The 12,407-nt window shown below is 71.3% G+C and carries 8 protein-coding genes; 2 read left to right on the top strand and 6 right to left on the bottom strand.

What is annotated here, in order from left to right:
* From AB0F18_RS24815 to gmd, 3 genes are all read right to left on the bottom strand, one after another.
* A complete protein-coding gene (locus AB0F18_RS24815) occupies positions 1 to 690 on the bottom strand; it encodes a hypothetical protein (protein WP_362064210.1) in 690 nt (229 codons plus the stop codon).
* Between the two features lie 69 nt (positions 691 to 759).
* The gene (locus AB0F18_RS24810; protein WP_362064208.1) at positions 760 to 3,534 is read right to left on the bottom strand and encodes a LamG-like jellyroll fold domain-containing protein; all 2,775 of its coding nucleotides are present in this window, start codon (positions 3,532 to 3,534) and stop codon (positions 760 to 762) included.
* 260 nt (positions 3,535 to 3,794) lie between these two features.
* Positions 3,795 to 4,808, bottom strand: coding sequence for a GDP-mannose 4,6-dehydratase (gene gmd, locus AB0F18_RS24805; RefSeq protein ID WP_079429846.1), 1,014 nt, complete (start codon positions 4,806 to 4,808; stop codon positions 3,795 to 3,797).
* 125 nt (positions 4,809 to 4,933) lie between these two features.
* Between gmd and AB0F18_RS24800 the strand changes: the two genes are divergently transcribed.
* Positions 4,934 to 5,878, top strand: a complete 945-nt coding sequence (locus AB0F18_RS24800; RefSeq protein ID WP_362064206.1) for a GDP-L-fucose synthase — start codon at positions 4,934 to 4,936, stop codon at positions 5,876 to 5,878.
* 15 nt (positions 5,879 to 5,893) lie between these two features.
* On the opposite strand, the gene AB0F18_RS24795 is transcribed toward AB0F18_RS24800, so the two are convergent.
* Positions 5,894 to 7,381 (bottom strand): exopolysaccharide biosynthesis polyprenyl glycosylphosphotransferase, encoded by a 1,488-nt coding sequence (locus tag AB0F18_RS24795; protein ID WP_362064204.1) that lies wholly within the window; start codon positions 7,379 to 7,381, stop codon positions 5,894 to 5,896.
* Positions 7,382 to 7,761: 380 nt separating this feature from the next.
* Between AB0F18_RS24795 and AB0F18_RS24790 the strand changes: the two genes are divergently transcribed.
* On the top strand, positions 7,762 to 10,029 hold the full coding sequence (locus tag AB0F18_RS24790; protein ID WP_362064202.1) for a M4 family metallopeptidase: 2,268 nt from the start codon (positions 7,762 to 7,764) through the stop codon (positions 10,027 to 10,029).
* Positions 10,030 to 10,144: 115 nt separating this feature from the next.
* Here AB0F18_RS24790 and AB0F18_RS24785 read toward each other — a convergent pair whose 3' ends face one another.
* Together AB0F18_RS24785 and AB0F18_RS24780 are read right to left on the bottom strand one after the other, a co-directional pair.
* Positions 10,145 to 10,660, bottom strand: a complete 516-nt coding sequence (locus AB0F18_RS24785; protein WP_362064200.1) for a hypothetical protein — start codon at positions 10,658 to 10,660, stop codon at positions 10,145 to 10,147.
* 134 nt (positions 10,661 to 10,794) lie between these two features.
* Positions 10,795 to 12,306, bottom strand: coding sequence for an MFS transporter (locus AB0F18_RS24780; RefSeq protein WP_362064198.1), 1,512 nt, complete (start codon positions 12,304 to 12,306; stop codon positions 10,795 to 10,797).
* Positions 12,307 to 12,407: the final 101 nt, after the last annotated feature.

The raw sequence follows: 12,407 nt of genomic DNA, 5'->3' as shown, positions 1-12,407 counted from the left end.
TTACGCCGGGAGCCAGGCGTAGCAGTTCGTCGAGGTGAAGGTGGCTGTGCCTGCGGGGATCGCGGCCGTGATCCGGTCGCCGGGCTTGGGCGGGGTCTCCGGGCCCGAGGCGAGGATGCCGCCGTCCTTGGACTTGGCCTCCCAGGTGCATGTGGTCGTCTGGGTGAGGGCGCGGTAGGTGCCCGGGGCCGGGTTGGCGCGGGAGCCGTCGGCGAAGCCCTTCTCCGCGGTGGCCAGGATCGGCTTCTGGTCGGGGCAGAGGAACGTGATCGCGTCCCTGGCGCCCGTCACCTCGCCCGCGATGATGGAGGCGGCCGCGGCGTCCTTGTCGCGCTTCGCGGTGCGTTCCACGCGCTGGCAGGACTCCTGGCCCGTCTGGAGGACGGCCGCCGGGTCGGTCTTCTCCGGGACGCGGCCGCTCAGGTACTTCTTCTCGTTCTCCTTGAAGCTGCCCGTCTTCGGGGTGAGCTTCGCGTCCGGGAGGACCGGGCCCGTGGGCTTGGCGTCGGGGTCGGGGGTGGCGGGCGAGGCGCTCGCGTCCGCCGGATCGGGGGCCGGTGACGCGGCCGGCGGCTTCGGTGAGGCCGGTGCCGCGTCGGCCTTGGCGTCGCCGGAGGAACTGCATCCGGTCAGCGTCAGGGCGGCCGTGAGGAGGAGGGCTGCGGACGCTGTTGCGGAGCGAACGTGCATCAGGGGCTCCCGTGAGTGGAAAGGGGTGCGGGGCCCGGCGCGTGCCGGGCCCCGCACGCCTTCAGGCGGTTACTTCTGGCCGAAGGTGAGGATCAGCTGCGGAACGGCGTCCGCGGCCGTCGACTCCGAGGACCAGAGCCACATCGCGTCGGTGCCCGTGCTGGTCAGGCCGAGGCTGTAGCTGCTGCCCAGCACCGCGGAGACCGCGGCCGTGTCGAGCTCGACGCTCTGGACCGCCGAGCCGTCCGGCACGCCCGTGATGCTGCCGAGCGGGGTGGTGCCGAGGGTGGGCTTGGTGTTGAACGTCGTGCCGTCGCCGCTCCAGGTGCCGGTGACCGGGACCACGGAGACGGTGTCGGCGGTGCCGGCGCCGGTCTGCGTGGAGGTCTTGAACTGGAGCGAGGCGGCCTTGAGGACCTGCCCGGCCGGGGCGGCCGGGAGGGTGAAGCGCAGGTAGGTCTCGTACGCGGAGGTGCCGCGGACGGCGAGCTGCGTGGAGGTGCCGTAGGCGGTGGCCGGGGCGCCCTGGTTGATGTAGGTGTCCTCGGTCGCGGGGACCTTGGAGACCGTGTCGGTCGGGGCCTTGGCCAGGTCGTAGTGGCTCTTGACCTGGGCCTGGGTGAGCGCCGTCGGGTAGACGGCCGTCTCGTCGATCTGGCCGGCGAAGAAGTTGCTCGTCGGACGGTTCGGCCAGCTGTTGAGGTTGTCCCCGCCCACGTGCCAGTAGCCGGCGTAGGGGGTGGAGGTGGTGGCGCTGTTGGTGCCCTTGTTCTGGCCGTCGACGTAGAGCGTCATGCCGCCGGGGCCCTGGGTGCCGACCACGTGGTGCCACTTGTTGTCGTTGTACGTCTCCAGGAGGCCCGTGGTGATGGTGCGGGCCGAGCCGTTGTAGACGCCGAAGGCGAGGCGGCCGGTGTTGGTCATGTACAGCTGCTTGTCGTAGGAGCCGCTGTTGTTGACCGTGTTGTTGCCGAAGCCGATCAGCTTGCCGCCGCGGGTGGTGCCGGTCTTGAACCAGGTCTCGACGGTGAAGCTGCTGCTCACGAACTGGCGGTGGTCGCTGTACACCTGCTGGCTGGTGCCGTTGAAGCCCATGGCCGTGCTGGTGCCGCTGACGGCGCCGGGGCTCTGGCGCAGCGCCGGGGCGTTGGCCTGGAGGCCGCTGGTGTTGCCGCCGTCCGAGGAGTCGGCGACGTACGGGCTGACGGTGTCGTCGTAGCGCCAGTAGAGGGTGGCGCCGTCGGTGCGGACCTTGTCCGGGTAGGCCTGGACGGAGGCCGGGACGGTCACGGAGGCGGTCGCCGACAGGGCGCTGGTGTTGCCGGCGCCGTCCGTGGCGGTCACCCGGTAGGTGTAGGCCTGGCCGGCCTTGACGGAGGTGTCCGTCCAGGAGGCCTGCGGCCGCTCGAACTCCAGGGAGTCGGCGGTCATGGTGTGGATCGGGGTGGCCGAGCCGTTGCGGTAGATCCGGTAGGTCAGCTTGCTGTCGTCCTGGTCGTAGCTGGTGCGCCAGCGGACCTGGACCTCGCCGGGCTTGATGGCGGCGGCGCTGGCGACCGGGGTGGTGGGCGCGCCGACGTCGCCGGTGTTGGCGAAGCGGGTCAGGCCCGCCTGCGGCTTGCCGTTGATCTGGGTGAACTCGCCGCCCACCCACAGGTACTTGACGTCGGCCTTCTCGGCGACGGCCATGACGCGCGGGCCGATGCCCTCACCGATGCCGTCGTTGGCATTGGGGTGCCAGCCCAGCTTGCGCGGGCCGCGCACGAAGCCGTCCACCGGGGCGGGCGGGGTGCCGGTGTGGTCGGTCGGCTGCGCCATCAGGAAGTTGCGCTTGCCGTCGGGGAACTCCAGCTCGCTGGAGCAGTCGTGGCCGTGCGAGGCGCTGTAGAGGACGCCGTCGTACGGGAGCACGAACTGGGTCGCGCCGAGGCAGCGGTCGCGCCACTTCTCGTTGAAGTCGAGGTTCAGGCCGATGCGGCCGTCGAAGACGCCGCCGCCGGAGCCCTCGTTTGCGGTGTAGTAGCCCGTGGAGTCGGCCGCGATGTCCTTGACGATCGAGTTCGACGGGATGTTGGAGTACGTCTTGACGACCGCGCCGGTGGTGGCGTCGACGACCGCCAGCGCGTGCGAGTTGGAGCCGTTGACCGTGAAGAAGTCGCCGCCGAGCAGGACGTTCTTGCCGTCGTTGCTGACCTTGACGGCGCGGCCGGGCTCGTCGACGTTGGCGGTGAAGGGCTTGAGGGCGCCGGAGGACGCGTCGAGCGCGGCGAACCGCTCGCGGGTCTGGCCCTCGACGGCGGCGAAGTCGCCGCCGACGTACAGGGTGTCGTCGGTGACGTCGAGCGCGCGCACGGTGGCGGGGACGCCCGGGTGGAAGGAGGCCTTGGGGGTGCAGGTCTCGATGTCGATGGCCGCGAGGCTGGAGACCGGGGTGCCGTTGACGGCGCCGAAGTAGCCGCCCGCGTAGAGGGTCTTGCCGTCCTTGGAGACGGTCAGCGCCCGGACGGTCGCGGTGCCGTCGCCGACGGTGAAAGCCAGCTTGCAGGAGGTGGGGGTGCCCGTCGCGGCGTCGAGCGCCACGAAGTTCACGGCCTCCTGCTGGGTGCCCGCGGCGCCGTCGGGCGGGCGGACCGCCGAGAAGGTGCCGCCGGCGAAGACGGTGCCGTTCGCCTGGGCCATGGCGAAGACGACGCCGTCCGGCTGCCAGGTGGGCAGTTCGTCGGCGGTGAACGCCACCGGCGGGGTGATGGCCGACGCCGCGGGCATCAGCACCACGCCTATGCCGGCGCCGGCGCCGGCCAGTGACAGGACGAGGGCAGCAGTCAGCCCTCTGGATCTACGCATGAACCCCCCAGGGCGGGACGCCCGGTCTGATGGCTGGAACTGTACGAACAGCCATGTGTACCCGGCGCAGACTAGGACGCGGGTGAAGGTCCGGTCACCTCACTTGACCCACTGCATACCAACTTGGGAGCAACAGGGTTCACAGCGGAGGGCGCACGAGGACACACGGCAGGTTTGCCCCGGTCAGGACCGCGGAGCAGCGCGGACATGACCGGGACACGGCGAATCGTAGGCGAATCGTAGGCGAAATATACGGGCCCTCAGCGGTCGATGCGGACGGTCGCGCCCGCCAGTTGGTCCTCGACCTGCCGGACGTCGGCGTCAACCATGATGCGGGCCAGTTCGGGGACGAGGACCGTCGGCTTCCAGCCGAGGATCTCCCGCGCCTTGGAGGCGTCGCCGATGAGCGCGTCGACCTCGCTGGGGCGCTCGTACTTGGGGTCGTAGCGGACGTGCTCGTTCCAGTCGAGGCCGGCGTGGGTGAAGGAGGACTCTACGAACTCCCGCACGGTGGCGGCGACTCCGGTGGCGACCACGTAGTCGGTCGGCTCGTCCTGCTGGAGCATGCGCCACATGGCCTCGACGTACTCGGGGGCGTAGCCCCAGTCGCGGACGGCGTCGAGGTTGCCGAGGTAGAGGTGGTCCTGGAGGCCGGCCTTGATCCGGGCGACCGCGCGGGTGATCTTGCGGGTCACGAAGGTCTCGCCGCGGCGCGGGGACTCGTGGTTGAAGAGGATCCCGTTGACGGCGAACATGTCGTACGCCTCGCGGTAGTTGACCGTGGTCCAGTACGCGAAGACCTTCGCCGCGCCGTAGGGGCTGCGCGGGTGGAAGGGGGTGTCCTCGTTCTGCGGGGGCGGGGTGGAGCCGTACATCTCCGAGGACGAGGCCTGGTAGATGCGGGTGTCCACGCCGCTGGCCCTGATGGCCTCCAGCAGCCGCAGCGCGCCGAGGCCGGTGACGTCGCCGGTGTAGAGCGGTGCGTCGAAGGAGACCCGGACATGGGACTGGGCGCCGAGGTTGTAGACCTCGTCGGGGCGTATGTCGCGCAGCAGGTTCACCAGCGCGACGCCGTCGGAGAGGTCGGCGTGGTGCAGGACGAAGGACCGGTTGGCGGTCTGGGGGTCCTGGTAGACGTGGTCGATCCGCTCCGTGTTGAAGCTGGAGGAGCGCCGCACGAGCCCGTGCACCGTGTAGCCCTTCGAGAGCAGGAGCTCGGCGAGGTACGAGCCGTCCTGTCCGGTGACGCCGGTGATCAGTGCGGTCTTGCCCATGGGTCCCCCTGGGGTCCGTTGTTGCTGTTCTGGATGAGGCGTGGCCTCGGTGTGCGGTCTGTGCGGCGGCCGGGAGCCCGTAAGCCCGGACGGACGCGTGGCGGCGGGCTGGCATCATCGGCGGTATGACAAATCCGCAGCCGCTCCTGCCCCCGCACGCCCGCGTCTTCGTCGCCGGACACCGCGGCCTGGTGGGGTCCGCGGTCGTCCGCCGCCTCACCGCCGACGGCCACGAGGTGCTCACCCGCGGCCGCGCCGACCTCGATCTGCGCGACGCCGCCGCGACGGAGGCGTACCTGAGGGACGTCCGGCCCGACGCCGTGGTGCTGGCCGCCGCCAAGGTCGGCGGGATCATGGCCAACAGCACGTACCCGGTGCAGTTCCTGGAGGACAACCTCAGGATCCAGCTCAGCGTCATCGGCGGCGCGCACGCCGCCGGCGTGGGACGCCTGCTGTTCCTGGGCTCCTCCTGCATCTACCCCAAGCTCGCCCCGCAGCCCATCACGGAGGACGCCCTCCTGACGGGGCCGCTGGAGCCCACCAACGAGGCCTACGCCCTGGCGAAGATCGCGGGCATCGTGCAGGTCCAGTCGTACCGCAAGCAGTACGGCGCCTCGTACATCTCGGCCATGCCCACGAACCTCTACGGGCCCGGGGACAACTTCGACCTGGAGTCCTCGCACGTGCTGCCCGCGCTCATCCGGCGCTTCCACGAGGCCGCCGCCGAGGGCCGCGACGAGGTCACGCTGTGGGGCAGCGGCACCCCGCGCCGGGAGTTCCTCCACGTCGACGACCTGGCGGCCGCCTGCGCGGTGCTGCTGGAGCGCTACGACGGGGACGAGCCCGTCAACATCGGCTGCGGTGAGGACCTGACCATCAGGGCGCTGGCCGAGACGGTCGCCGAGGTGACCGGCTTCGAGGGCCGGCTGGCCTGGGACACGTCCAAGCCGGACGGGACCCCGCGCAAGCTGCTCGACGTGTCCCGCCTGAACGCGCTGGGCTGGAAGCCCGGGATCGGGCTGCGCGACGGCATCGCCGCCACGTACCGCTGGTGGCTCGACCAGAACTGACGTCACTCGGGCACCTCAGTACGCTCCGCGACCGTCGACGACGGCGCGGAGCGTACGGCCCATCACGTCGACGTCACTGGTGAAGGACCAGTTGTCCACGTACTGGAGATCAAGCTGAATCGTTTCGTCCCAGGAGAGGTCGGAGCGTCCGCTGATCTGCCACAGCCCCGTCATCCCGGGCCGCACGGTGAGCCGGCGCAGCTCGACCTCGTCGTACTCCGCCACTTCCTCCGGCAGCGGCGGGCGCGGCCCGACCAGCGACATGCTGCCCGTCAGCACGTTGAACAGCTGGGGCAGTTCGTCCAGCGAGGTGCGGCGCAGCAGCCGGCCCACCCGGGTCACCCGGGGGTCGCGGCGCATCTTGAACATCAGCCCGTCGTTCTCGTTGGCCCCCGACAGCTCGGCCTTCTGCCGGTCGGCGTCCACCACCATGGTGCGGAACTTCCACATGACGAACGGGACCCCGTCGCGCCCGATCCGGCGCTGGCTGTAGAAGGCGGGGCCGCGCGAGCCGAGGCGGATGGCCAGCACCAGACCGAGGAACAGCGGCGACAGCAGGAGCAGTCCGGCGGCGGCCGCGGCCCGGTCGAGCACGGACTTGAGCAGGGGCTGCGCCCCCCGCCGCACGGGCGGCACGACCCGCAGCACGGCGAGCCCGCCGGCGGACAGGGTCTCCAGCCGCTTGACGGAGACCTCCACCAGCCCGGGGAACACGGCCATCTCCAGCCCCTCGTCGTGCAGCGCCCACGCCACCCGGCGCAGCCGCTCGCCCGCGATCCGCGCCCCGGGCACCACCAGCACCAGGTCGGCGTGGTGGCTGCGGACGGCGCCCAGTACGGCGGCCGAGTCGCCGGTCAGGGCCTCGGGCGCCCTGGCGTCCAGCCGGGCCGCGACGGGCACGCCGCCGTCGAGGGGGCCCTCGCCGACGGGGACCACGCCGACGACGACGTAGGGGTGGTCGGTGCGCGCCGCGAGGTGCGCGATGACGTGCCCGACGGCTGCGGGTTCGCCGACGACGAGCACCCGGCTGACGGCCTGGGCCTCGCGGCGGGCGGCGAAGAGATGACGGTAGGTCAGTTTCCGGCAGGCGACGGTGACGAGCAGGGCGGGCAGCAGCGCTCCGAGGGCGGCCAGGCGGGGGGTGCTCTCCTCCGTGAGCACGCGGGCGACGGCCAGGACACCGATCAGAATCAGCCAGTCGTGCAGGACGGGCAGCACTCCGCGGGATTCTCCGAGCGCGCGAGTGGCGTAACGTCGGCGCAGCGCCTGCACCCCGGTCCACGCGAGGGCCGCGCCGAGGGCGCAGTAGACGGGCCTGGCCTGCTGCGCCGCGTGGAAGACCAGGCCGACGGGCACGGCGGCGCCGGCGAAGTCGGCGCCCACGGCGGCGGGCAGGTACCAGCGGGCCTTGTCACCGATGCGCCGCGACGGGGCGGTCGGGGGCCCGTCCGACCCACCGGCCGCCGCGGCCACTCTTTGCGCAGGAAAATGGACATGCCTCATGGGCCCCCCTGGCACGTGGTCTATGTCGGTGGCGCACGCCCGCGGCTTCCCCTGGCGACGGGCATCTGTCGCACCGGGAAACAGTACGACAAACACCCGTACGGTAAATGCCGTTTGGGTGAACGAGACCTCTTGTTACCCAAGGGTTAACAAGCGGTACCAGGCGTTCCAGCGCGTCCGGATCCCCCTTGCACGCAAAGGTGAATGGTTCGGATACCGGATACGTATCTTCGGACAACGAACCGTTTCCAGCCAACCTTTTGATGTGGCCCTGACATCGCAACGCCCAGGTGGCACTCTCTGACCGTTCATCGCACCAGCCCTGATCTGCCCGGTGGCCCACCCAGCCATCCGGAACCCCCTTGCAGAAGGAGTCTGCGTTGAGTCCCACCCCCCACCGGCGCGCCACGGCGGCCGGCGCACTCATTGCCGCGGCTGCCCTGGTCGCCGTAGGCATGCAGGCCGGTACCGCCACCGCCGACGCCACCGCGTCGCAGGCCCGCACGGCCGCCCAGCCCAACCCGGGCGCGGCCAATGTCGTACTCAGCGCTTCGGAGCGTGCGACGCTCATCACCGAGGCCACTTCGACCTCCGTCCAGGCCGCGAAGGCGCTCGGCCTCGGCAGCGGCGAGAAGCTGATCGTCCGCGATGTGGTCAAGGACGCCGACGGCACCACGCACACCACCTACGAGCGGACCTACGAGGGTCTGCCCGTGCTCGGCGGTGACCTGACCGTCCACGCCAAGGGCGGCGTCACCAAGAGCGTGACCAAGGCGACCCAGCACGAGATCAAGGTCACGGACACCAACGCCACGGTCAGCACCACCACCGCGGAGGGCCAGGCCGTTGCGGCCGCCAACGCCGCGGGCTCGAAGCAGTCCAAGGCCGACAAGGGCGCCCGCAAGGTGATCTGGGCCGGCTCCGGCGTCCCGGTCCTCGCCTTCGAGACGGTCGTCGGCGGCCTCCAGGACGACGGCACCCCGAGCCGCCTGCACGTGATCACCGACGCCAGGACCGGCGCGCAGATCACCCAGTGGCAGTCCGTCGAGACCGGCACCGGCAACACGCAGTACAGCGGCCAGGTGACCCTCGGCACCACCCTGTCCGGCAGCAACTACACGCTGACCGACGCCGGGCGCGGCGGCCACAAGACGTACAACCTCAACGGCGGTTCGTCCGGCACCGGCACGCTCTTCAGCAAGACCACCGACATCTGGGGCAACGGCCTGCCCTCCAACAAGGAGACGGCCGGCGCGGACGCCGCCTACGGCGCCCAGGTGACGTGGGACTACTACAAGAACGTCCACGGCCGCAACGGCCTGCGCAACGACGGCGTGGCCCCGTACAGCCGGGTCCACTACGGCAACGCGTACGTGAACGCCTTCTGGGACGACTCCTGCTTCTGCATGACCTACGGCGACGGCGAGGCCAACAACAAGCCCCTCACGTCCATAGACGTGGCCGCGCACGAGATGACCCACGGTCTGACCTCGGTCACCGGCAACATGACCTACAGCGGTGAGCCCGGCGGTCTGAACGAGGCCACCTCCGACATCATGGCCGCCGCCGTCGAGTTCTGGGCCAACAACCCGAACGACGTCGGCGACTACCTCGTCGGCGAGAAGATCGACATCAACGGCGACGGCACCCCGCTGCGCTACATGGACAAGCCGAGCAAGGACGGCGGATCCAAGGACGCCTGGTACTCGGGCATCGGCGGGGTCGACGTCCACTACTCCTCGGGTCCGGCCAACCACTGGTTCTACCTGGCCTCCGAGGGCTCCGGCGCCAAGGTCATCAACGGCGTGAGCTACAACTCGCCGACCTCCGACGGCCTCCCCGTCACCGCGATCGGCCGCGACGCCGCCGCGAAGATCTGGTTCCGCGCGCTGACGGTGGGCTACTTCAAGTCGACCACCAACTACGCCGACGCCCGCGTCCAGACCCTCAAGGCCGCCGCCGACCTGTACGGCCAGGGCTCGGCCACGTACAACAACGTCGCCAACGCCTGGGCCGCCATCAACGTCGGCCCGCGCATCAACGACGGGGTCACCGTCACCGCGATCCCGAACCAGACCACCCAGGTCAACTCCGCGGTGAGCCTCCAGGTCCAGGCGACCAGCACCAACGCGGGCGCCCTGAGCTACGCGGCGACCGGCCTGCCGGCCGGCCTGTCGATCAACTCCTCCACCGGTCTGATCTCCGGTACGGCGACCACCGCGGGCACGTCCAACGTGACCGTCACCGTCACCGACTCGGCGAGCAAGACGGGCACCGCGTCCTTCACCTGGACCGTCGGCACCTCGCTGCCCAGCGTGTTCGAGAACACGGCCGACTACGCGATCAACGACAACGCCACGGTCGAGTCCCCGATCACCGTCACCCGTGCGGGCAACGCGCCGACCACCCTCAAGGTGGACGTCAACATCCTGCACACCTACATCGGCGACCTGAAGGTCGACCTGGTCGCTCCTGACGGCAGCGTCTACAACCTGCACAACCGTTCCGGTGGCAGCGCCGACAACATCATCAAGAGCTACACCGTCGACGCTTCCTCCGAGGTCGCCAACGGCGTCTGGAAGCTGCGCGTCAACGACAACGCCAGCCTGGACACCGGCAAGATCGACAGCTGGAAGCTCACCTTCTGAACCCCGACGGGGCAGGAAGTGAACCACGGCTGAACCGCTGAACCAGGGGCCGCCCGGGAGGAAACCTCCCCGGGCGGCCCTGTCCCATGCGGCCCCCGTTCCGGGGGCCGGCGGATCAGCCCATGGTCCGCAGGGCGGCGTCCAGGAAGGCCCGGTCGAGCATGGCCCGGTCGGACACCGCGCGGTCGCCGCTCCGGGTCGGACGGCGCCGGCTGCGGTCCTCGTCGCCCCAGTCGTCGTCGCGGTCGTGGCGGCCGTGGTGGTCGTCGTCGTCGGGCTTGAGGAAGACCGAGCGGGCGTTCAGGTCGTGCGCGCGCTCGCCCGGCCGCAGCACCTCCTCGGCCTCGCCGCCGCAGTTGTTGTCGCTGAAGACGAGAGCCAGCGAGTCCGTGTCGTTCTCCACGGTGAACGCCGGACGGTTGCGGCTGGTCCCCGTCAGCCGGTAGCAGGTGTCGTTGTCGGCCGGCTCGATCGTCCCGTGCCGCACTTCTCCGTCGTCGTCCGTGAACCTGTAGCGGATCTCGCCGAGGGTGTCGTGGTCGTGGTCGTTGGCCGCCAGGGACGGGCCGGCGGTCGGGAGGACCAGGGCGAGGGAGGCGAGGGCGGCGGCGGCTGTCGAGCGAAGGCGCATGGGAGAGTCCGTTTCTCGGGAGGCGGGCCGGGGGCGTCCGCGGGGCAGCCTAGGAGCCGCCCCGGCCGCCGAAGCGGGCGCCATGCGCCGGTGTTCGGAGGTTCACCCTCCTGACACGCCCCGGCCGCCGCCCCCTACGCCGACTGCTGCGACCGGGTCGGGTCGCCGGCCGGGGCCGGGATCCGGGCCGGGCCGGCCGTCGCCGGGCGGCGCATCAGGAGGAGCACCGCCAGCCCGCCGGCCAGGCCCAGCGCCCCCGACACCGTGAAGGTCTCCCGCAGCCCGCTCGCGAACGCCGCGTCCACCCAGCCCCGCGCATCGGGCGCCGCCGCCAGCAGCCGGGCCGCCCCGCCGGAGGCCAGCGCGTCGGCGGTGCCGGCCGGCTTCCCGTCCAGCCCGTCCGCAAGCCCGGCGTGGAACACCGCGCCCAGCACCGCGATCCCCAGGGCCGTGCCCAGCTGCCGCGAGGTGTTCAGCACACCGCCCGCCATGCCCGCCCGGGCCGGGGGCACCGCACCCATCGCGGTCGCGGCCAGCGCCGGGATGGACGCACCCACCCCGACACCCGTCACCAGCAGCCCCGGCACCAGCGCGGGCCAGCTGTCACCGGCGTCCAGCATCCAGGCCTGGAGCAGCGCGCCCGCCCCGATCAGCAGCAGTCCGCCGCCAATGGTCAGCCGGGCGGAGAGCCCGTGCAGCAGCCGCCCGGCCGCCGCCGCGACGACGAACGCGGCCAGGCTCATCGGCACCAGCGCCAGACCGCCGCCCACCGGGCTCATCCCCTCGGCCGACTGCAGCCACAGGGAGACGTACATCAGGTACGAGAACGCCGCCCCGGACGTCAGCAGTCCGGCGGTCATCACCGCCACGAAGGCGGGGCTGCGGAAGAGCGAGAGGTCCAGCATCGGGCGGGAGCCGCGCAGTTCGACCAGGACGAAGGCGGCGAAGGCGGCCACCGCCAGGGCGAACAGCTGCAGGGCGGCCTGCGAGGCCCAGCCGTTCTCGCCGGCCCGGATCAGCCCGTACGTCAGGGCCCCGGCCCCGACGGTGAAGGTGACCATGCCGGGCAGGTCCAGCCCCCGGGCCCGCGGGTCGCGGGACTCCGCCACCGCCCTGAGGGTCACGAACACGGCCAGGGCGCACAGCGGCAGGTTGATGAAGAAGATCCAGCGCCAGCCGAAGTGCTCGGTCAGCAGCCCGCCGACGATCGGCCCGGCCGCCGCGGCGGCGCCGTTGACCGCGCCCCAGACGCCGAAGGCCACCCCTCGGTCGCGGCCCTGGTAGGAGGCGCTGAGCAGGGCCATGGAGGTGGCGGCCATCGCCGCGCCCCCGATGCCCTGGACGGCGCGGAAGGCGATCAGTGCGGCCGGCCCGTCGGCCAGGCCGCAGACGAGGGAGGCGGCGGCGAAGACGACGAGGCCGCCGAGGTAGACCCGGCGGCGGCCGATCCGGTCGGCGAGCGAGCCCGAGCCGAGCAGCAGGGCGGCGAGGGCGAGGGCGTAGACGTCCATCACCCACTGCAGGTCCGAGAAGCCGGTGTGCATGTCGGCGGCCATGTCCGGGAGGGCGACGGTCACGATGGTGACGTCGATCAGGAGCATGAACGCCCCGAGGCACACCGCCGTCAGGGGCAGCCATTTGCGCATGGGGATTCTCCGTAAGTTGATAGGCGGCCCGGGAGGGCCGGATGTGGCTTATGGGGTCTTGCCTTCAGTGGCTCCTGAGGAGTGGCCGTCCGGCTCTCCGG

The sequence above is a fragment of the Streptomyces sp. NPDC029216 genome (assembly GCF_040648015.1).
Lineage (GTDB): Bacteria > Actinomycetota > Actinomycetes > Streptomycetales > Streptomycetaceae > Streptomyces.
This window is presented reverse-complemented; position numbering and strand designations above follow the sequence as displayed.

Excerpts from the sequence above, each read along its gene's own strand:
- AB0F18_RS24815 (WP_362064210.1), bottom strand. The coding sequence starts at position 690 with ATGCACGTTCGCTCCGCAACAGCGTCCGCAGCCCTCCTCCTCACGGCC.
- gmd (WP_079429846.1), bottom strand. The coding sequence starts at position 4,808 with ATGGGCAAGACCGCACTGATCACCGGCGTCACCGGACAGGACGGCTCG.
- AB0F18_RS24810 (WP_362064208.1), bottom strand. The coding sequence starts at position 3,534 with ATGCGTAGATCCAGAGGGCTGACTGCTGCCCTCGTCCTGTCACTGGCC.
- AB0F18_RS24795 (WP_362064204.1), bottom strand. The coding sequence starts at position 7,381 with ATGAGGCATGTCCATTTTCCTGCGCAAAGAGTGGCCGCGGCGGCCGGT.
- AB0F18_RS24780 (WP_362064198.1), bottom strand. The coding sequence starts at position 12,306 with ATGCGCAAATGGCTGCCCCTGACGGCGGTGTGCCTCGGGGCGTTCATG.
- AB0F18_RS24800 (WP_362064206.1), top strand. The coding sequence starts at position 4,934 with ATGACAAATCCGCAGCCGCTCCTGCCCCCGCACGCCCGCGTCTTCGTC.
- AB0F18_RS24785 (WP_362064200.1), bottom strand. The coding sequence starts at position 10,660 with ATGCGCCTTCGCTCGACAGCCGCCGCCGCCCTCGCCTCCCTCGCCCTG.